17 protein-coding genes and 1 pseudogene are annotated in these 20,825 nt (G+C 60.8%); 10 read left to right on the top strand and 8 right to left on the bottom strand.

Annotated elements, in window-relative coordinates; translation table 11 throughout:
- Nucleotides 1-217: 217 nt before the first annotated feature.
- The 3 genes and pseudogenes from VGN66_RS09420 (at nt 218) to VGN66_RS09430 (ending at nt 6,111) form a co-directional block, all read left to right on the top strand.
- Complete coding sequence (locus VGN66_RS09420; RefSeq protein ID WP_327518538.1) at nt 218-913, top strand: hypothetical protein; 696 nt, start codon at nt 218-220, stop codon at nt 911-913.
- Between the two features lie 58 nt (nt 914-971).
- Nucleotides 972-2,098 (top strand): annotated as a pseudogene (locus tag VGN66_RS09425) (IS3 family transposase).
- Between the two features lie 128 nt (nt 2,099-2,226).
- On the top strand, nt 2,227-6,111 hold the full coding sequence (locus tag VGN66_RS09430; protein WP_327518539.1) for a PAS domain S-box protein: 3,885 nt from the start codon (nt 2,227-2,229) through the stop codon (nt 6,109-6,111).
- A gap of 33 nt (nt 6,112-6,144) precedes the next feature.
- Here VGN66_RS09430 and VGN66_RS09435 read toward each other — a convergent pair whose 3' ends face one another.
- The 4 genes from VGN66_RS09435 to VGN66_RS09450 are packed head-to-tail and all read right to left on the bottom strand — an operon-like array spanning nt 6,145 to nt 9,910.
- Complete coding sequence (locus VGN66_RS09435; protein ID WP_327518540.1) at nt 6,145-7,560, bottom strand: glycosyltransferase; 1,416 nt, start codon at nt 7,558-7,560, stop codon at nt 6,145-6,147.
- Nucleotides 7,561-7,588: 28 nt separating this feature from the next.
- Complete coding sequence (locus VGN66_RS09440) at nt 7,589-8,512, bottom strand: hypothetical protein (RefSeq protein ID WP_327518541.1); 924 nt, start codon at nt 8,510-8,512, stop codon at nt 7,589-7,591.
- Nucleotides 8,512-9,504, bottom strand: coding sequence for a YaiO family outer membrane beta-barrel protein (locus VGN66_RS09445; protein WP_327518542.1), 993 nt, complete (start codon nt 9,502-9,504; stop codon nt 8,512-8,514). Before VGN66_RS09445 ends, VGN66_RS09440 begins: the two co-directional genes overlap by 1 nt.
- 28 nt (nt 9,505-9,532) lie before the next feature.
- Nucleotides 9,533-9,910, bottom strand: a complete 378-nt coding sequence (locus tag VGN66_RS09450; protein ID WP_327518543.1) for a response regulator — start codon at nt 9,908-9,910, stop codon at nt 9,533-9,535.
- 269 nt (nt 9,911-10,179) lie between these two features.
- On the opposite strand from VGN66_RS09450, the gene VGN66_RS09455 reads away from it, so the two are divergent.
- From VGN66_RS09455 to VGN66_RS09465, 3 genes are all read left to right on the top strand, one after another.
- Nucleotides 10,180-10,800 (top strand): response regulator transcription factor, encoded by a 621-nt coding sequence (locus VGN66_RS09455; protein ID WP_327518544.1) that lies wholly within the window; start codon nt 10,180-10,182, stop codon nt 10,798-10,800.
- A 70-nt stretch (nt 10,801-10,870) separates the two neighbouring features.
- Nucleotides 10,871-11,212 (top strand): Hpt domain-containing protein, encoded by a 342-nt coding sequence (locus tag VGN66_RS09460; RefSeq protein WP_327518545.1) that lies wholly within the window; start codon nt 10,871-10,873, stop codon nt 11,210-11,212.
- 18 nt (nt 11,213-11,230) lie between these two features.
- Nucleotides 11,231-14,713, top strand: coding sequence for a CHASE domain-containing protein (locus VGN66_RS09465; protein ID WP_327518546.1), 3,483 nt, complete (start codon nt 11,231-11,233; stop codon nt 14,711-14,713).
- A 545-nt stretch (nt 14,714-15,258) separates the two neighbouring features.
- On the opposite strand, the gene VGN66_RS09470 is transcribed toward VGN66_RS09465, so the two are convergent.
- The gene (locus tag VGN66_RS09470) at nt 15,259-15,474 is read right to left on the bottom strand and encodes a helix-turn-helix transcriptional regulator (protein ID WP_327518547.1); all 216 of its coding nucleotides are present in this window, start codon (nt 15,472-15,474) and stop codon (nt 15,259-15,261) included.
- 745 nt (nt 15,475-16,219) lie between these two features.
- Here VGN66_RS09470 and VGN66_RS09475 point away from each other — a divergent pair.
- The 3 genes from VGN66_RS09475 to VGN66_RS09485 all read left to right on the top strand — a co-directional run bounded on the left by VGN66_RS09475 (nt 16,220) and on the right by VGN66_RS09485 (nt 18,360).
- Complete coding sequence (locus tag VGN66_RS09475) at nt 16,220-17,119, top strand: ArdC family protein (RefSeq protein WP_327518548.1); 900 nt, start codon at nt 16,220-16,222, stop codon at nt 17,117-17,119.
- On the top strand, nt 17,116-17,388 hold the full coding sequence (locus tag VGN66_RS09480; protein ID WP_327518549.1) for a sigma-70 region 4 domain-containing protein: 273 nt from the start codon (nt 17,116-17,118) through the stop codon (nt 17,386-17,388). The genes VGN66_RS09475 and VGN66_RS09480 overlap by 4 nt, the downstream gene beginning before the upstream one ends.
- A gap of 69 nt (nt 17,389-17,457) precedes the next feature.
- A complete protein-coding gene (locus VGN66_RS09485) occupies nt 17,458-18,360 on the top strand; it encodes a nucleotidyltransferase and HEPN domain-containing protein (RefSeq protein ID WP_327518550.1) in 903 nt (300 codons plus the stop codon).
- Between the two features lie 26 nt (nt 18,361-18,386).
- On the opposite strand, the gene VGN66_RS09490 is transcribed toward VGN66_RS09485, so the two are convergent.
- The 3 genes from VGN66_RS09490 to VGN66_RS09500 are packed head-to-tail and all read right to left on the bottom strand — an operon-like array spanning nt 18,387 to nt 19,121.
- Nucleotides 18,387-18,545, bottom strand: a complete 159-nt coding sequence (locus VGN66_RS09490; protein ID WP_327518551.1) for a DUF6771 family protein — start codon at nt 18,543-18,545, stop codon at nt 18,387-18,389.
- A gap of 8 nt (nt 18,546-18,553) precedes the next feature.
- Nucleotides 18,554-18,781 carry a conjugal transfer protein TraD gene (locus VGN66_RS09495; RefSeq protein ID WP_327518552.1) on the bottom strand — a complete coding sequence of 76 codons (228 nt, stop codon included), beginning with the start codon at nt 18,779-18,781 and terminating at the stop codon, nt 18,554-18,556.
- A 19-nt stretch (nt 18,782-18,800) separates the two neighbouring features.
- The gene (locus VGN66_RS09500) at nt 18,801-19,121 is read right to left on the bottom strand and encodes a conjugal transfer protein TraD (protein ID WP_327518553.1); all 321 of its coding nucleotides are present in this window, start codon (nt 19,119-19,121) and stop codon (nt 18,801-18,803) included.
- A gap of 171 nt (nt 19,122-19,292) precedes the next feature.
- Here VGN66_RS09500 and traA point away from each other — a divergent pair.
- Nucleotides 19,293-20,825 (top strand): Ti-type conjugative transfer relaxase TraA (gene traA / locus VGN66_RS09505; RefSeq protein ID WP_327518554.1); only part of this gene is annotated, 1,533 nt, incomplete at its 3' end.

Genomic DNA, 20,825 nt, shown 5'->3' on the forward strand with positions numbered 1-20,825 from the left:
GTCGCCAGCGCTTCGCAGTCTCGGTCGGCATAGATCTGTGACCAAGGTTGGGCTGAATTAGCCATCGAAATTCCGAACGTGCGCGACATTGACCATGCGCGCCGGCTTCCGACAATGGGGCGGGCTTATACTAGGGCATAAGGGGAATCCCGCAGTGCGGCTTTAGCTGGCCTTAATGGCTGCTGCCTACCGATCATGGATTGGGGAGCGAGCTGGAATGGCTGAAGGAGGCGGAGAACTGCGCATGGCGAGCGTTCCGAGCGAGTCACGGGCGCGCGCAGACGACAGCGATGTGCTTCCCGGCACGATCCGGGGACTTCTGTCCCGCCTCAGGTTCGAGGCTGTGGTTCTCGCGCTTCTGCTATTCACCTTCGCCGCGATCCAGTTCCAGGCGCTCTTCACAGCCAACGAATTGGTAATAACCCCTTATAATCGCTCACTATACGCGCCATATTCCTATGGCGATCAGACAAGCGGCGGACGCTCCACTGCCACAATCGACCCGGTGCGTGCACTAAAATGGTCGTGCGATCTTCGGCCCGGCTATGCCTATCCCTTCTGCGGCTACGGAATTCTGTTCGACCAGTCCGCGCAGCGCACGGGGATCGATTTTTCCGATTTCCAGCAGGTGACGATCAAGTTTCGATACACCGGCCCTGGCGACAAGATGCAGATTGCTCTGATCAACAATCCACTTGCCGCCAGCGAACCTGGAGCGAACAAGCCGAACCAGATCCAATTCCCCGTGCGACAGGGCGCGCAAACCGTGGTCCTCAATCTGAGCGATCTGGCGGTCGCGGATTGGTGGGTAGCGGAGCAGAAGAGCAAAAAGGAACTGGCGGCGCCGCGGATCGACAATGTCACCGCGCTTGAAATCCAACCGGGGGCTGCAGCCGCGCTTGGGCACCATTGACGTGCTCCCCTGAAACTCCGCCAGTCTGAGCTAGAGTCCTTCATGAAGGAGGACGACGATGAAGCGCAGCAGGTTCACCGAGGAGCAGATTATTGGGATTCTGCGGGAGCAGGAGGCTGGATCGAAGACGGCGGACGTGTGCCGCTAGCACGGCGTGAGCAGTGCGACGTTCTACAAGTGGAAGGCGACCTATGGCGGCATGGACGTGTCGCAGGCGCGCAAGCTGAAGGTGCTTGAAGACGAGAACGCGCGACTGAAGCGCCTGTTGGCCGATGCCATGCTCGACAATGCGGTGCTGAAGGAGGTTGCCTCAAAAAACTGGTGAGGCCTGCCGCTCGTCGGAGGGCTGTCGAGGATGTTCGGCAGCTCTTCGACATCAGCGAGCGTCGGGCCTGTGCCATCCTTGGCGTGGATCGATCGTCGATGCGCTATGCGCATCGGCGTGGTGATGATGGCGACCTTCGGTCGCGTCTTCGCGAGATCGCGCTGGAACGTCGCCGGTTCGGTTATCGGCGTCTGGGGATCATGCTGGCCCGCGAGGGCATCGTGATGAACCACAAGAAGCTGCTGCGGCTATATCGCGAGGAGAACCTACGTGTGCGGCGTCGGCGGGGCCGCAAGCGAGCGATGGGAACGCGGGCACCGATGACGCTGCCGCAAGGACCAAACCAGCGCTGGAGCCTGGACTTTGTGAGCGATACGCTGGTGTGCAGCCGGCGTATCCGCATCCTTGCCGTTGTCGATGACTTCACGCGCGAGAACCTCGCGCTGGTGGTCGACACATCGCTATCCGGTGCGCGGGTGGCGCGTGAGCTCGATGCGATCATCGCGGTGCGCGGCAAGCCGCTGATGATCGTGAGCGACAACGGGACCGAGTTGACCAGCCTGGCGATCTTGCGCTGGGCACAGGACCGGCGGATCGAGTGGCATTATATCGCGCCGGGCAAACCGCAGCAGAACGGCTACGTCGAGAGCTTTAATGGTCGCTTGCGCGACGAATGCCTGAACGAGACGCTGTTCGCATCCCTCAGCCATGCGCGGTCGGTGCTGAGGACATGGCGCGACGACTACAACCACGTGCGGCCGCATAGCGGGATAGGCGGGCTGACGCCCGCCGATGCTGCCAGGCGCGTTGCGCAACCCCACCCGTCAGGGCATCCTGGCAACCCCGGACTCTACTTATGAGTGGAGGAGCTTTGGGGAGCACGTCAAGGTGAACTGAAACTTCCTCGCGAATTGACGACTCCGCGCTCATTTGAACGTCTATGATGGTGAATGCCCCAGTTAGGAAACCATATGCGAGTTCTCCTCTGATGACCCTTCCGAGCCGCCGCGAAGTGTTCCAGATTCTGGTCGTGGCCTTCGCTTTCGGCCTATTGGCCTATGGGGGCATCATGCTGAGCCGTCAGACGAGCCGGATCGCCCTGCTTTGGCTGCCCAATGCGCTCGCTGCAGCGTGGCTGCTGCGTCACCCACGTGCAGTCGCCCCTTACTGCATAAGTGCGTGCTTCGCAGCCAACATCGCCGTCAATCTCTATGTGGGGGATCCGACGCAGATAGCGGTCGGACTGGCGATTGCTAACGCGGCCGAAGTCGCGGCCATTGCAATGGTTCTGCGGCGTGCTTGCGGCGATCATCTCGATCTCACCCGGGTTTCAAGTCATGTCTGGATCATCATCGCTTCGGTTGCGGCATCGGCCTTCTCGGGGCTGGTTGCCGCTTTCCTGTTCGCCGATGGCGGCGTGTCCAGCGCAGTGGCAGTTTGGCAGCGATGGTTGCTGGCAGATTCCTTGAGTCTGATTATCGGTCTCCCGACTTTTCTGATCGCCTATGATACGTGGCACGCGCGCAGAAAGCTGACACCCAGCGAATTCCATGACTGGGTCCTGATGATCGCATTGGTCACTGTCGGATCCATTCTAATCTTCCGTCAAAGCAATCTGCCGCTTCTCTTTCTAGCTTCACCGCTTGTCCTGTATGCTGCGTTCAGGACCGGGTTGGTCGGCACGGCTGTGGCGGTACTCGTTATAACGGCCGTCGCCATAATTGCGACCGCGCTCGGTTCAGGGCCCATCGTTCTGGTGCGTGGGGCAATGGATCAGCAGGCGGTTGCCCTCCAGCTTTTCCTCGCGACGAATTTCGCGATGGGCATGCCCATTGCCGCAACTCTGTTGGAGCGAGCTCGAGTCCGCGCAGAGCTGGCGAGAAGCCGGGACGAGAAGCAGGAAATTCTGGACAATGTGCGCGAGGTCGTCTTCCGAACGGATCGTCACGGGCGGTGGACTTCGCTTAACGCAGCGTGGGAAGGCACCACAGGTTACAGTGTCGACGAAAGCCTCGGCTGGTCAACCACCCGGTTGCTGCACCCCGACGATCTGGCAGAGGCGCACAAGATTTACCCCAAGGTTGCCAGCGGGGAAATCGTCGACACAGTTTTGAAGCAACGCTTTGTCGACCGTGCAGGCGCTCTCCGCACGATCGAGGTCAACGTCCGACGACTTGTTGATCAAGAGGGTAATTTCGACGGAACGGTCGGAACTATATCGGAAGTCACTGTACAGGAAGCCCAAGCCAGGCAACTGCGCGAGAGTGAGGCGCGTTTTCGCGTACTGGCGGAATCCGCGCCCGTTGGCATATTCCGGGTGGATGTGCAGGGGGTGCTGTCCTATATCAATCCGGCATGGGCCGCGAAGGTCGGGATGACCTCCGAAGAAATGGTTGGCACTAAGTGGCTGCAGACCACACAGGATTACGGCCCTGACGATCACGACGTGTTTTTCCGTGGTCTGTCCGCCGACGAGGTCCGCCAGCGCACGATACGCTTTCGATCGCTCTCCGGCTCAGATCTCTGGATGGAGACCTACCTTTCCGCAGAAACTGACGAAGCCGGGCAAACCATCGGCTACTTTGGCGCAGCGGTTGATATCACCCGCCAGACGGTTGCCCTTGCCAAGCTTCAGGAAAGCGAACGACGTTTCCAGGCACTCGCCAACCTGGCTCCCGCAGGCATCTTCAGAACAGACGCTGCGGGTGCCTGCACCTATGTAAATGCGGCGTGGCTTCGTCTCTCAGGGCTTCGGGAGGACGAGTGGCAGGGGGACGGTTGGGTCGCCGCGTTGCACCGTGACGATCGAGCGCGGATCGCCCAAAAATGGTCCGACGCCGTCAATGACCATGCGCCTTTCAGGGAAGAATTTCGCTGGGTGCACAAGGACGGAACGGTCATATGGGTCGACACGATCGGTCGCCCCGAGGTTGACCCACAAGGGGAGGTGATCGGCTTCATTGGCGTGAACGTGGATGTCACTGCGCGTCGCGAAGCGATGTTCCGCCTTGCCGAGCGCGATCAACAGCTCTCGGTGATCACGAACAATGTTCAAGATGCCGTCGTGCGCCTCGCTCCCGACGGGCGGTGCATATACGCCTCGCCATCTTCGACGGCAATCTTCGAAATTCCGGCTCTTGCAATGGTGGGGGCAAATCTGATCACTGGATTCCATCCCGACGACGAGATGCGCGTCAAGGCGGATTTCGATGCGCTCGCCGATGGTTCGCTTGAGCGAACCCTGATCGCCTTCCGCTCTGCCGCGCCGTCCGATCCCACGCGTTACCGATGGATGGAAGCGAATTGCGCGCCTGTCCGCGACCCGCAGACCGGAGATGTTATTGAGATCATCGCGTCAATCCGCAACGTGTCGAAGGCGAAGGCGCTTGAAGAGGAACTGCGGGACGCCAAGCGAAGGGCCGAGGATGCTGCGCAAGCGAAGGCCTCGTTCCTCGCTAATATGAGTCACGAAATCCGGACGCCGATGAACGGCGTGATCGGCTTTACAGATCTCCTCAACGAAACCGACCTTGATGATGCGCAGCGCGGCTATGTCGCGATGATCGCAGAATCGGGGCAGGGAATGATGCGCCTGCTTAACGATATTCTGGACATCTCGAAAATCGAGGCAGGTCAGATGAGGCTATCGATCGAGGAGATGGACCTCGCCCACAAGATCCGTGGGGTTGTCAGACTGATGGAGCCAACCGCGAAGGCAAAGGGCCTCGACCTCAGCCTGCACGTCGAAGAGACCTTCCCAAGGTGGATCATGGGCGACCCGCTCCGCATTCGCCAAATCGTCCTTAATCTCGTGGGTAACGCACTCAAGTTTACCAGCGATGGGTCTGTGCTCATAGCCGTCTCTCAGGTCGATCAGGGGAGGTCGTATCGCATCGCTGTCACCGATACGGGCCAAGGGATCGCGGAAGACCAGCACCTCGCCATTTTTCAGCAATTTACGCAAGCTGACAGTTCGATTGCCCGCAAGTATGGCGGCACTGGCCTCGGTCTCGCAATCACGCGTCAGCTTGTCGAACTGATGGGCGGCGAGATCACCGTTGCGAGCACACTGGGTAGCGGTTCCACCTTCACAATAACACTCCCGCTGGTTGCCGCCGATCGGCCGGAACCGAAGCCGTCGATTGGCGAGGAAAAGGCCGAGTTAGCGCCGGCATCCCAATGCCGCATCCTTGTCGCCGAAGACAATTTGATCAATCAAAAGCTGGTCGAGATCGTTTTGAAAAAGGGGGGCTTTCGCGGACACATTGTCGCGGATGGCGCTTTGGCTATTGCGGCGGTGGAAACCGCGGAAGCGGAAGGCTCGCCTTATTCATTGCTGCTAATGGACGTTCAGATGCCGAACATGGACGGTCTGGCTGCGGCCCGCGCGCTGAGAGAGATGGGATACACATCGGCGCTTCTGCCGATCGTAGCGCTGACGGCCAACGCGTTCCCGGAAGATGTCGCCGAGTGCATCGCCGCCGGGATGCAGGCGCATTTGCCAAAACCACTGCTGCTCAAAGATTTGCGACGAGCGGTCGACCGCTACGCGAATTGTGACAGGGCCCGGGCGGACGCGGTTGCCGTTGATAGCGTTGTGCCGGACGGAAATAGCTTGCGGATGCTCTATCTTCAGCGAAAGCAGGCGCTTGCCGAACTTGTCAACCGTGTCGACGTGGACAGCATCTCGGACCACGCTGAGGCGATCGAATCGTACCTACATCAGCTCTCAGGCGTAGCGGCGGCTTTTGGGGAGGGAGAACTCGGCGCGCGTGCCGCGCTGCTCGAAGGTCGCCTCAGGAAGAGCACGACGCCTGCTGAGAAGGTTGAGGTTGCGATGGAGGCGCGGAAATTGCTGGACGGGGTTGGTTGACTGCACCCGGCCCGGCATCAGGCTAGGTCGAGATCAGTTGCCAAACCCAATGCGCGGCACCGCGGACCACCCGCGTTCGCGCCGCAGATGCCGCTTGATCCCGACCAGTCGAAACACAAGCACGGCCTGCCTGAATCCGAAATTCTCGAAAATCGCGGCGGCCATCAAGGCTGCAAGCTGGCGCGCTGTGGGCGTGCGCCGCAACTGCGTTTCCTCAAGCGCGAGTGTGCCGAGGCTGAGTGCTGTGCCGAATAGGAATGTGAGCGCCAGGTATGCGAGCGCCAGGTCCACCGAGAGCACTCCAAGGGCCCATGCCACTGGAATGACCAGATAGCCAAGCAGTTCAGCCGGCGGCCCGATCACGTCCTCCAGCACGAGATGCGGCATGGCAAACCATCCAATCCGGCCAAAACGCGGATTGAACAGCATTCGCCGATGGGTTCCGAGTGTCTCCAGCGCGCCTTGCTGCCACCGCGCGCGCTGGTTTCGCAGCCCCCCTAGGGTAGTCGGCGCTTCCGTCCAGCAGACGATCTCCGGAATAAAGTCGACCCGGTAGTTTCGTCCCTGTTCGCGCATGTGTCGGTGGATACGGACCACGAGTTCAAGATCCTCGCCCACCGTATCGTGACGATATCCGCCCACGGCCAGCACCGTCTCGCGATCGAACACGCCGAAGGCGCCAGAGATCAGGAGCAGCACCCCGAGTCGCGCATTAGCCACTCGGGCGGTCAGGAACGCGCGCAGATATTCGACAATCTGAAAGCGCGCGATCCAGTTTTTTGAGATCTCGATCCGCTGCAGCGAGCCGCCGCGGACCGTGCAGCCATTCACGATACGGATCGCTCCGCCGACGGCAACCAGGGATCCATCATCGTTCATGAACGGCTCCGTTGCCCGCAACAGGCCATCACTTTCGATAATCGAATCCGCATCGATGACGCAGACGAGCGGGGTAAGTGCGAATCCGATCCCCGCATTTGCGGCGTCCGCCTTCCGACCGTTCTCCTTGTCGATTACGGTCAGGTTCGGAAATGTCCGGGAAACATAGACACCCCTGATCTCGGTACGCTGAAGCACCGCGACCTGGCGTCGCTCGACACGGTCCAGCTCAAATGCGGAAACCAGAGTTCGCAGCGTGTCGTCGCTCGACCCATCGTTGACGACAATGACTTCATGCTCGGGGTATTCGAGTGCCAGCAGCGACCGGACGCTCTGCACAATCGACAATTCTTCATTATAGGCCGGCGCGATAATTGTCAGCGGCGGTACGCAATCGGACTGGCGCGACCATAGCGTCTGAGCCGCTCGAGTCGGGCGCAGGCGGGCACGAAACACGTAAGCCGCGGTCACGAGCTGAACGAGTGACACCGCGTTACGGATTAGGATTATGCCGAAGCTTAACCAGGCAAAGGTCAGGATCAAATAGGTGCCGGCGAGTGCCCAAGTCATGTCTTAGTCTCTCGGGCGCTGTCGCGGTTCATAGCCAGTATCTCTGTGCGCAAGCGCCGATCAGCGGATTGGCGTCGTCAAACAGTGCGCCGAGATCTGTGGGGACGGGGCGAAAACCCTTCTTGGCCATCGCGTGAACGGCGTTGAGCCGGACCTTCCAGTCAGGGTCCCGCGCCATGTTGGCCAGGCGGGCCTGGTCGTCGCCATAGCGATATCGTCCGAGGCAATTGGCAACGGCGCGGCGGATCACCGCTGATCGCTCATCGGCCCAGCGCGCAATCTCGGCGGACATGTCAATTGAGACGGTCGCTCCGCTCGCTTCGATTAGCGCGGCTCGCAGGGCTTCGCCTTCGACAGCGTCAACGGCATGCACCAGCGCCTCGCCATCGGTTTCCGCCAGCATTCGCAACATTGCAGCATCGCTCGGCGTGACCATACGGGACTGCAGGCGGAGGAGTGAGATCGTATCGAGAACGCCCGGAAGGGCCCGGAGCCGAGCAAGCGCAAGTCCGGCCGAAAGCCGCACGTTCAGATTGCTATCATTCGCCAAAACCTGGACAAGCTGGGCACGGACCGATGGAGCGTCAAACGACTCTATCGCGCGGATCCCTTCGATGCGATGCTCTGGCCTCCGTGAGGCCAACATTGCAAAGGCAGGCTGAAGAACGCCTTCGACTTCGATCAGCGATATCAGGCGGTCGCGGTCAGAACCTCGCAGCATCTCGATCATCCGCGCCGCTACGCTCAGTGCCAAGCGATTTCGCAATTGATGCTCCCGAGCGTCAGCCTCGGGAAATGTTCCTGCCGCCAACGCTTCGACCATCGCGTTCTCTCGTGCGAGACGCGTCACCAATTTTCGTTCCGCAATCCGGCGGCGAACGACAAGGTAGGTCATGATGGCGATCATCGCGATCGCTCCGCCGAGCGACAAAAGGAACAGAAGGTAAGCCACTAGTCAGGACCAAAACGCCACGCCACGCCAAGCGCAAGCCCCGTGCGCGTGTACGTCCCGTCCCGCCGCTCATGGTCAACCGTCAGACGAAGGTCAGCGCGACGGCTTATCGGTACAGACATCCCCAGGAATCCGCCCCTCACCTGACGGGTGATCCCCGCTTCTGTCTCCGGTGCCGAGGCGGCACCCGCCGAAAGCGTCCATCGCCTCCCCAAGTCGGCGTCTACACGGCCCGACAGTCCGGCTTGGATCGGCAGCGCTTCAGTGGAAACGAAGGTGGCCTTGATCGTCCCGGATACGCGCTTTGAAAACGTCATTCTGGCCGATGGGCTGATGGAATGACTTCCGGCGCCGACATAGGCGGCGTAGCGATAGTCGACGATCAGCGCGAGTGCCCCGGTTTGAAGTTCAACCCCGCCTCCCAAGCCCCACCGCTCCCGAAACGTGGCAGATGGCGTCGCGCTGACTGCCACATAGGCGGAGGCGCCGGTCCACCGTCGGTCGATTCTGATCGCTGCGCGCGTATCTGCCGCAACGACCCGATCCTCGTGATCGAGCGTGAAGGATGCCGTGCTGCTGCGCGAAATCTGTCGATATCCGCCTAGCGAGACCGCCGTCCAACGCCGATGCGTTCCCCGGAGGTCGAGATCGGAAATGCTCGTCGCCAGGAAAATTGCGGACCGCTTTTCGCGGGCGCCGTCGATTGCCGAGGTGAGCTCTGCGAGGCCGGGATACGCCGCGCGCCTCCTTCGGACCTCATCGACCTCCTGGCGCGCCCGGGATATCTCACCGCGCCAAAACAAAATGCGGGCGCGCGCGAGCCGTATGTCGAGATCTTCCGGCGCGCGCGCGAGCGCGCAATCGAGCGCTGCGAGCGCTGCATCATAATCCTGCCTGGCCGCCAATTCGCGCGCTTGCAGTTGCAGCGCCGTGGGATCGGTCTCCGGGTCGCAGCTTGCCCATGCGGGCGCGGCGCTGGCCAGCGCGATCACGATGCCGCCTGCGGCCCAGAGGGGCGTTCTAGTCACGGCGGGCGTTTCGCAACATCATTTCCAGTCTGAGCAAAAGCTCCTGCGGCATGAACGGTTTCGCCAGATATTCAGTCGCGCCAGCTTTCAAGAAGGCGACGACATCTTCTTCGCTTGTGCGAGCCGTCAACATCATGATGGGGAGGCGTGCAAAGCGGGGCTCCTCGCGCAAGCGGCGCAGCACCTCCGCGCCACCCACAATTGGCATCATTGCATCAAGAATCACGGCGGCCGGAAGCGCTGTATTGGCGATCTCCAGCGCTGACTCCCCATCATGGGCGACCAGGACCTCGTGCCCGGCCCCGCTCAAGCGAGCGCGCACCAGTCCCACCAGAATTTTGTCGTCATCCGCGACCAGGATCGTTGCCATGGTTGATCGCTCCCGATACGCAACTCGTGGATCCAATAGGCTAACAACCTGCTCCATGGCCGCACTATCAGAATGGGCTCGGTCAGCAAGGGCCTCCAAGGAGTTTTGCGCCGAAGCGCGCCGAGCATGAGCAAGCCGTGCTCATCGTGTGGTGACGGCGGGCTGCAAGTGAAGTAGGAATTCTTGAATTGGGTCGCGATTGGTGGTGGATTTTTTGACCGCACCGTCAAGCCGGCATGTCGGGTTAAAATTTAGCAGGCTTTGCCAAAGTGAATCTACGTTTCCTGATTGTTGACGATCATCCCATATGCCGTACTGCAGCGGAATTGATCGTACGCGCCTCCTATCCTGATGCACATATTACTATAGCAGGATGTTTGCGCGAGGCGCTCGGCCTGGCTGATCACCCGGACGTGATTCTGCTCGATTTGTTGCTACCGGACAGTTCTGGAGTGGCGACAGTGACGGCGGTGACAAAAGCATTCCCGTTAGCCAAGGTCATCGTGATCACGGCGGCGGGGGCTGACGAAACGGACAAGCTGGAGACGCGGAACGTATTCGGTCCGATTGCCAAATCGGCCCCGATGAGCACGTTGGCGCGCGCGATTCACAGGGCGATTGCCGACACGAGCCAAAATGGGGGCAGCGATATCTTGCTCTTGGAGTCAATCGACGAACGGGTGGCGACCCTCACCAACGCCGAACGCAAAATCCTGGAGGCGATGAGCAGCGGGCACCAGAACAAGCAGATTGCGTTTGCTGTAGGTCTCTCGGAAGCGACGGTGAAACAGCATATCAAGGCCATTTTGCGAAAGCTTGGAGCATCAAATAGGACTCAGGCCATCTTGATGTCCCTATCTGGAGCGCCTGATCCTTCTGACCCCAATTGAGGATAGGTGAGGTTCGTCTGACCGGGTAACTATGCGTCGTGGGCAAGGCCAAGCGTGCGTAGGAACTCCAGTGTTTGATGAGAACCGTTTTCAAGAAGTTCTTTCGACCGTCGGCAACGATGGCATGACGTTGTTGCTATCGATGCTCATTGCCGAACTGTCTGAAGCGCCGCTCAAAATCGGCAATTTGGTCTATTGCGGCGCGGTTTTATCCGCGCGGAAAGAAGCTCATTCACTCAAAGGCGCCGCGGAAGCTGTCGGCGCATTCGACCTGGCAGGCTCGGCATTAGTGCTGGAGCAGCAACTCTCGAACGAGCGGGACGCGATACCGTCGTTCCGAACCCTCGCGGCGGTCGCAATCCAAACGAGACGCGAGGCAGAGGATCGGCTCATCGCGCTTCGGTCGCATTAAGCTGATGTGCGTGCCGAAATGATCGGGAATTCGCGCGAAAATAGCCGCGCGCCACATAATCAGACATCATCTCTCATCCGGATTTTGTGCGCCGGGCTTGTTCTGGCTGTGTGCTACTTCGGCGCTGGCTATATTGGCCGCTCGCTTGCTGTTCCGCCTGGGTATGCGACGATCATCTGGCCTGCATCTGGTGTGGCGCTTTGCGCTTTGATCGCTTTCGGCGGCAGGCTTTGGCCGGGCATCTGGCTCGGTTCGTTCGCATTCAATGTTGCGTCAAGTTACGACAGCGTTGCCGGTTTCGACCAGGCTTGGCACGTTTACCTCGTCGCAGCTGGCATCGGGATCGGTGCCAGTATGCAGGCAGTTTTCGCCTTGCGCATGACCAAGGCCTTCAGCGAAGGCATCGAACTGACGAACGCGCCGCGCGTTTCTCGAGCGCTACTATTGGTCGTCCTATTGCCCTGCCTGATCGCTCCGACAATCGGCGTGGCGACCCTTTTCGCGGCCGAGGTGCTCACCGTCGAGCAGGTCCGGGAAAACTGGCTCACATGGTATTACGGCGATCTTCTTGGCGTCAGCCTCATCATGCCGATTCTGCTCCTGACCAGCTGGTCCCCCATCGTCGTAACGTGGCGGGGGCGGCCCCTCACTGGCCTCAGCGCCCTTGTCGCCATGAGCTTGCTCAGCACACTGATGCTCACACTCTATGCTTGGCAGTTTGTTTCCGAGCGCGAATACACACAGGCGAAAACCAGCTTTGAAACAATAGCAGATAGCACGGAGGACGCCTTACGGCATCGCCTCCAGACTTATGAGCGGGCCCTGGAGGGGGCTGCCGCATTTGCCGCGGTCGATGGCGACATCTCCTCTGCGGAGTGGCGTGGCTATGTCGATCGCATGGATCTCGCGCGCGCATACCCCGGCATGCGCGGGATCGGGATGTTCGAGCGAGTTCGGGATCCGGATTTTCCTGCGTTTCGCAAAGAGTTCGCCAGCGAGGTTGGGGAACTCTTTGCGATACATCCTCAAGTGAACCGCGCCGACCATTTCATCATTAACCGGGTGGAACCCCTAGCCACGAATCACGCCGCGCTAGGCCTCAATCTCGCCTTTGAAAAGGAGCGTCGGGCGGCGATCGCGCTGTCTACGCGGCGTCCGGTTCCCGTCCTTACCCGCCCAATCGTGCTGGTCCAGGATCGAAAACAGGGGGCAGGCTTTCTTTTACTCCACTCAATTCGAGACGCTGCCGGTCGACCGACGAAGCGTTGGACGTACGCGCCGATCGTGGCGGAAGAACTGTTCAACTCCTTGATCCCGCAACAGGGAACTGATTTCGCCCTTGAAGTGCGCCATGGCGACACTCACGGATCTGATACAAGCTTATACGCCAGTCAGGAAATCAGCGCATATCCAAAATTCGAGGCACGCCGAAAGATCGAACTGGGGGGGCAGCCGTTTTCGCTTCGGTTGACCGAGCTTCCAAAGTTCGCAAATCGTCATCGCTCTAGTGGTCCGGTAGTTACTGTCATCAGTGGGCTGACCATCACCGTCCTTCTGGCGTTCCTTCTCGTAATTTTCCTTCGGCGAGAAGGTCATATTGTGACCGAAGTGAAGGCCGCAACCGCTGAACTTGCTGAACGCAACCGCATGCTCAAGCTTGCCGAAGCAACGGCGCATATCGGTCATTGGCACCTAAATATCGCCACCGGCCAAGTCGCTTGGTCAGATGAAGTGTATCGCTTGCATGGACTGGACGTCGGCGACTTGCCCGAACTTGCCCGAGCGATCGCATTCTACCATCCAGAAGATCGGTCGATCGTCGAAAAGTCGCTCGAAACCGCTGTGGCGACCCGCAGCCCGTACTCGCTCAATGCTCGCCTGATAACAAAGGATGGAAAGACGCGGTACGTCGAGGTGCGCGGCCAGGTGGATGTCGACGAGCAGGGCCTGCCCAAGGCCATTATCGGCGTGATCATTGACCGGACGAACGAAACGATAATGCGGGAAAGGCTTACACAATCGATTGAAGAAGCGCGCGCCGCCGATACGGCGAAGTCCACATTCCTCGTTAACATGAGTCACGAAATTCGCACGCCGATGAACGGTGTTATCGGCTTTACCGAATTGGCGCTCGCCGAGGAATCCGATCCCGCTCAGCGCCGCCGCCTGCAGATGATCGCCGACTCGAGCAATGCCATGCTTAGACTTCTGAATGATTTGCTGGATTTGGCAAAGATCGAAGCCAGGCAAATGGCAATCGTTAGCGAACCTGTGGATCTGCGGCACATATTACGAAGCTGTCAGCGTTTGATGGAGCCGGTCGCGAATAATAAGGGCCTCAAGTTAGACATTGAAATTGATCCGGGCGTTCCGCCCATAATATTGGTCGATTCGATGAGGCTTCGGCAAATTACCTTGAATCTCCTCGGAAATGCTCTGAAATTTACCGGAAAAGGCGAAGTGAAGCTTTCAGCCGCGGTTGTTCAAGGGTGTATTGAAGATGCTGCGAAGCTCGAGATCACGGTGAAAGATACAGGCATTGGAATCCCGGGCGATCGGCTAGGCACCATTTTTGAAAAGTTCACCCAGGCCGATGACACCACGGCGAGGCGTTATGGAGGGACCGGGCTGGGCTTGCCGATCAGTAGCGAACTGGCGGAGCTGATGGGCGGCGATCTGCGGGTCGAAAGCGAGTTGGGTGAGGGGTCCGCTTTCACCGTCTCGTTGCCGCTGAAAAAGGCGGTCGATCCAACGTTCCCGGAAAAGGCACCCGAAATTGCGGGAAATTGCGGGGGCGGAGCAAGATTGCGGATCCTTGTGGCTGAGGACAATCCGATTAATCAAGAACTGACCATGGCAATGGTCGACAAGGCTGGGCACGCCTGCGAGCTGGCGCGCGACGGAGTTGAAGCCGTCGCTGCGGTGCTCGCCGCGAAGGACACCGATCGCCCGTTCGACCTGATTCTGATGGATATGCAGATGCCGAACATGGATGGGCTGCAGGCTACGCGGACCATCCGGGAAGCGGGAATCGACGGTGACACCCTTCCGATCCTCGCAGTCACTGCGAACGCCTACGCGGACGATATCCAGCGTTGTTTAGCAGCCGGAATGCAAGCCCACCTGGCGAAACCGTTGCGGTTCAAGGAACTTTGTTCGGCTATCATCGAATTGTCCGACGAGCGCCCGGAGGAGAATGAAGTCCCGCCCGAGGGCTTCGAAGAGAAAGGTGACCCCCGACTCCGTGCGATGTTCGAAGAGCGGGTGGCAGCCGCAAGCGACATGATCGACCGCGCTTTGCATGGTGAGAAGATGACAAAGAGGGGCAACGCAGAAATCGCGAGCCTGTTGCACCAGATCGCCGGAGTAGCTGCCTATTTCCATCAGGAGGAGTTGGGCAAATTTTGTAAAAGCATGGAACGAAAATTGGTTGAAACGGCCAGCGGTAGCATGATGCCGGTCTATATCGAGATACGAAGTCGGATAAATAAAATTGTATAATATGTCCCAATTTGTTTTGAGGGGCCAATAACGATCATCGGTTCCCTTTCGTTCAATCCGCACTGCTCACTTCGTTGGTCGATTGAATGAACATCAAGCCGTTGTCGGTTCTTCAATAATTCCGCCTGCAACGACGTCGAGTAATCCAGCGTTTGCGTCTGCGCACCGCAAGCATTCCGCGACGCCTCGCTTGAAATTCCATCTATCTTCGCATGGAGCGAAGACTTTACGGTCACTGAACTGCGCTGCACACCCCGCAAAGTTGCTGCCGTCGCGCCGAATGGAGCCGGGAATCAGGTGGCCATTACTCGCCACGTTTGAGCAGGGCCGTGCGCCGATAATTGTGCTCCGCTGCCAAGCCGCAGGAAAAGCTTATAGCGAGAAATCGACTGGATGGATGGCATGAAATGTCATTGATGGATTGTGACGTGATGCTTCGGCTGTCGCGTTGTCGGAAGACAGCTTTCCCCACGGCCACATTACAGGCGGACGCTGCCTTGATTTGTCAAGGTGACGGCATCGCCAGACTACCCGACCGCTTGGCGTCAATCGAGGGGCCGGTCGACGACACTGTAGAATATCGGATTGCGCAGCCAGGCTTCGATCGCGGACTCCCGCCAGCCGGCGCAGCGCGTGCTGATCTGGATGTTTCTCGGGAACGTGCCGTTCTGCATCTTCCGGTACATGGTTGACCGGCTGAGCCCCGTACGAGCGAGGACCGTGTTGATCCGGAGGATGCGATCAGGAGTTTGGGCCTGCATTGCTTTTTCCTTACACTGTCTGCGTCTGACTGGTGCCCCCGGGGGTAATTTGGGCAGGAATCCTTGCCTCTGAACAGACCCTCTCTGGTGTCGGGAGGGTGTTGTGCGGTGCCAGCGTGCAAATACGAGCTCTGGCGTAGGTTGGTCGTTTGAGGGTGAAGTATCAGGGTGTCGCACGCGTGGCGTGACCGCGCTCTACGCTGCTGGCGCGCCGCCGAGTCGCCTGCTGCGCCTCGGCCTTTATAGGTGACGATCGCATGACGCGGGCCGGGCGCTGCCCGGCAGCGGAACGCGGCATTTGATGAGCGTGCGCTGGCGGACTTCTCCGATGCCGCCAGAGTCCGCAGTGCCTTGGTTCTTCGCGTGGCACACTCGATCCGGCCGGAGGGCGCGGCGGCGGCTGGCGCACAGCTGCGCGCGCACGCCGCCGCGACGGCCGACCGGCTTCGAGAGTGCATGATTGTGCAGCTCGGTTCGAGCTGAGCAGCGCTGCGCGCTGATCTGCTGCGGTCACCGCGCCGGGGCGCGGTGGCGTTGGCGCGCCGAGCGCGATCTGGCGGAGGTGGGCGTCGCTACCCTTTGAACCCGCCGCGGCGTGCCGCAACCCCGGCTGTGCCGGGGTCCTCCATTGCATTCCGGCCCTTCGGGTGCGGCCCGCCTCCGTCGGCGGGATCGCCGGTCCGCTCCTGCCGCCCACCCCCGCCATTCCGGCGCCGGTTGCGGTGGTTTGGAAGGAGTAGGAGCGATGAAGACCGGAAACGAGCGTTCGAGCCTCTATGCCGAGGTGACGGCGCGGGTGATTGCCGAGCTGGAGCAAGGGCGGCTGCCTTGGGTGCAGCCTTGGGATGCGGCTTCATGCGGGTGCACCATGCCTGCCAACGCCGTGACCGGGCGGCGTTATTCGGGGATCAATGTGCTGATCCTGTGGGCGGCAGTGATTGAAGGAAAGTGCGCGTCGCAGCGCTGGCTGACCTTCAAGCAGGCGCAGGCTGCCGGCGGCACTGTCCGCAAAGGCGAGCGGGGAACGACCGTCTGCTATGCGGATCGCTTCACGCCCAAGGACGAAGTGGAACGCGCGCGCGATGAGGATCGCGAGGCGCGGCAGCTGGCGTTCCTGAAGCGGTTTACGGTGTTCAACGTCGCGCAGTGCGAGGGATTGCCCGAGCGGTTCACGGACTTGCCCGAGCTTCCGGCCGGGGCGGATATCGTGCCGCAGGTGCGCAGCCTGATCGACGCGAGCGGTGCGGACTTCCGGGTTGGCGGGGGCGAGGCCTATTACTCGCCGGGTGGCGATTATGTCGCGGTGCCGCCGCAAGCAGCGTTCGGCGAGCCGATCAACTGGTATCGCACCGCGTTGCACGAGCTTGGCCACTGGACCGGGCACAGCAGCCGGTTGGACCGAAACCAGCGCGGCGGGTTCGGCAGCGCGGATTATGCGCGCGAGGAACTGGTCGCTGAGATGGCGAGCGCGTTTGCGTGCGCATCGCTGGCGATCGCGCCGACCGTCCGGCATGCCGATTACATCGCATCGTGGCTTGCGGTCTTGAGGGACGACGAGCGCGCGATCTTCCGCGCGGCGGGTGCCGCCAGCAAGGCGGCAGACTATCTGCTCGCCTTTGCGCCTTCCGGGGAGGCGTTGTCATGAGCGAGCGCCCCACCGATCCCGAAATCCTCAAGCGGCTTGAGGCTAAGTTGCAGCGCATGCCGAAGCTGCAGCGGGAGATCTTCCTCGCGATCCGGTTGGACGACCTGTCCTATGCCGAAATCGCCGAGCGGACCGGGCTCAGCGCCGAACAGGTCGAGCAGCATTTTGCGCAGAGCATGCTTGCTCTTCTCGACGCGCTCGACGGACGTCCCTCTGTCTCGTGGTGGCAGCGCATCCTGCGGCGGGTCGCCGAATGGCGGAGGCGATGACGATCGCGCGGCCTCGCCGCTTCGCCGGCGAGGCTGTCCCAAGCAACTTCATGCCGTTAGGATGCTCCCATGCGGACCAGCCTCGACCATCTTCCATCGACCAAGCAACGCGAGCTGGAGCGCATCGTGCAGATACTGTTCGCCGAGTTCGAGGATGCGACCGCGCTCGCCACCCAGAAGTGGAAGAAGCAGGGCCGCATCCTCAAGGTGATCCTCTACGGCTCCTACGCGCGCGGCGATTGGGTAGAGGACCCGGTCGGGGGCTATTATTCCGACTATGATATTCTGGTTGTTGTCAGCGACGACCGGCTCACCGACCCGGTGGAGTATTGGGCCAAGGCGGATGACCACTTCGTCCGCGAGGTGACCATCTCCAAGCGGATCAGCGCGCCGGTCGCGTTCATCGTTCACAGCCTCGCTGAGGTGAACGATCAGCTGATGCGCGGTCGCCCGTTTTTCATCGATGCCATCCAGCAGGGCATCGTGCTCTATGAGGCCGACGGCCACCCGTTCGCGACCCCGCAGCCGCTCACGGAAGAGACTGCGCGCGCGGAGGCGCGGAAGTATTTTGATGAGTGGTTCCCAGCGGCGCAGAAGCGTTTTGACATTGCAAAATTCGACATCGAAAAGGGCTATCTGAAAGATGCTGCGTTCGATCTTCATCAGACGGCCGAGCGCTTCTACCATTGCGCACTGCTGACGCTGACGCTCTACAGCCCCAAATCACACAAGCTGAATTTCCTGCGCGCGCAGGCGGAGCCGTTGGTTCACGAGCTGATCGCGGTGTGGCCGCGCGACACCAAGTTCGCACGTCGCTGCTTCGAGCTGCTGCAGCAGGCCTATGTGAACGCGCGCTACTCGCCCCATTACAAGATCACCCCGGAGGAGCTGGCCTGGCTCGTGGAGCGGATCGACGTCTTGCAAAACGTGGTGCGGGACGTCTGCGAACGGCGGCTCGCGCCGCGCGACTGATCGCGCGGCGCTCGCGTCTCAATGACTCAAGGTGCTACGCGCCGGAGGGCGTCCGCCAGCATTGCAGCGAACGCTTCTTCGGCCTGGGCGCGGGCGCTTTGATCCTTCGCGGTCAGGTCGCGGCGGACCCATTCCGGCGCGCGCTTGAGAAAGGCGAGGATCGTCGCTTCAAGGTCTTCGGTCATCGCCGGGCCTATGCGCGGGGTTCGCGTTCGGGGGCAAGCGCCTCAAACGCGCGCTTGCCGCGCCGCCACCAAAGCAGGAGCGCCTTGTCGCGATCCTCGCTGCGCAACGTGGCGGCGGCATCGACCAGAATGCCGAGGATCACCGCGCGATCATCATCAGTAAGCTCGATCAGCCCGGCCTTGGCGACGAGACCGCCAAGTTCGATCAGCTGGCGCGTGCGCTCGCGACGTTTCACCACCCACGCCCGCTTGTCGTCACGTGCGATCCTGGCGCTCAGTCGGTGACTCGCCGCCGTCACTCGCGTGTGCGCCACGCGGGTTCGTGTCAACGCGGCCACCAGCGCGACGCGAGCCTTGAAAGAACGCCGCGCCGCGTTTGCGCCAGCTTTCCTTTGCTCCTGAGTCTTTGCTCTCGATACCCGCAACCAGCAGCCCGGCAAGCTGCTCGATCGGGAGCGCGTCGGCACCAGTTGCCACGACCAGTTCGCCCAGCTGGCGCAGCTTGCGCTCTCTAAGCTGCTTCGCCTTGTCGTTTAGCGCCTCGAGTTCGGCATCGAAATCGCGGGGTTTGCGCATTGGTCCTTCCTCAATTGCACGGGGAAGGCGCACCAGTTATCGGACCATTCGATCAAGCTCAACGCCCTGAAATCTCATGGGATTCATCAGTCCCGAGAAAGATGAATTCTTTGGAGGGCGCGCTTATACGTCGTGCCGACGCCGCTTCTGAAGTGTAAGTAGATTGCCGTCATGGCGATCTACCATTTCTCGGCCAAAGTCATCTCGCGCGCCGCCGGATCGAGTGCGTTGGCGTCGGCGGCATATCGCTCCGCCTCGCGGCTGCACGACCAGCGGCTCGACCGGCACCATGACTTCTCCAACAAGGCGGGCGTCGTCGACTCCGAAGTGATGCTGCCGGACGGGGCGCCCGAGCATTTGTCGGATCGCGAGAGCCTCTGGAACGCGGTCGAGGCCGCCGAGCTGCGCAAGGACGCGCAGCTTGCCCGTGAGATCGAGTTCGCGATTCCCCGGGAGATGACCAAGGAGCAGGGTATCGAGCTTGCCCGAGACTTTGTACGCAACGAGTTTGTCGAGCGCGGCATGATCGCCGATCTCAATGTCCACTGGGATATCGGTGCAGATGGACTTGCGAAGCCGCACGCGCATGTGATGCTTACGATGCGGGAGGTCAGCAAGGACGGGTTCGGCAAGAAGAACCGCGACTGGAACAGAACCGATCTGCTGGAGAAATGGCGCGAGCGCTGGAGCGAGCACGTCAATGCGCGGCTCGCTGAGTTGGATATCGATGCGCGGATCGATCACCGATCCTTGGAAGCGCAGGGCATCGACCTTGAGCCGCAGCACAAAATCGGTCCGGCCGCTTCGCGCATGGCGGCGCAGGGTCTGGAGTCCGAGCGCGCCGTCGAGCACCTCAAAATCGCCCGCGCCAACGGCGAGAAGATAGTCGCTAACCCGGGGATCGCGCTGGAGGCGATCACGCGCACGCAGTCGACGTTTACGACGCGCGACCTCGCCATGTTTGCGCACCGACATAGCGAGGATAAAGCACAGTTCGATCGCGTGATGGCGGCAGTACGCGGAGCGCCCGAGCTGGTCGCGCTCGGTAAGGACGGGCGCGGCGAGGATCGCTTCACCAGCCGCGACATGATCGAGACCGAGCAACGCCTCGAACGCGCGACCGGAGTTTTGGCCAATCGCGATCAGCACACCGTCGGGGAGCGCCATCGCGATGTGGCTATAGCGCGCGCGGCGGCACGCAACATGTTCCTCTCGCCCGAGCAGCGCAGTGCGTTCGAGCACGTCACTGACGCTAAAGGGCTCGGAGTTGTCATCGGCTATGCCGGCACGGGCAAGTCAGCGATGCTCGGGGTGGCACGCGAGGCGTGGGAGGACGCGGGCTATCAGGTGCAGGGCATCGCGCTATCCGGCATCGCCGCCGAGAATCTGGAAAGCGGCTCCGGCATCGCGTCACGCACCATCGCCAGCCTCGAACATCAATGGGCGCAGGATCGCGATCTTCTCACCAGCCGCGACGTGCTGGTGATCGATGAAGCCGGGATGATCGGTACGCGCCAGATGGAGCGTGTGATCACCGAAGCCGAGAAGCGCGGGGCAAAGGTCGTGCTGGTCGGCGATCCCGAGCAGCTTCAGGCGATCGAAGCGGGCGCCGCGTTCCGCGCGACTGCCGAGCGGCGCGGCAGCGTCGAGATCACCCAGATCCGCCGCCAGCGGGAGGACTGGCAGCGCGATGCCACTCGGCAG

Origin of the sequence: Sphingomonas sp., assembly GCF_035998645.1 — a bacterium.
Taxonomy (GTDB): domain Bacteria; phylum Pseudomonadota; class Alphaproteobacteria; order Sphingomonadales; family Sphingomonadaceae; genus Sphingomonas.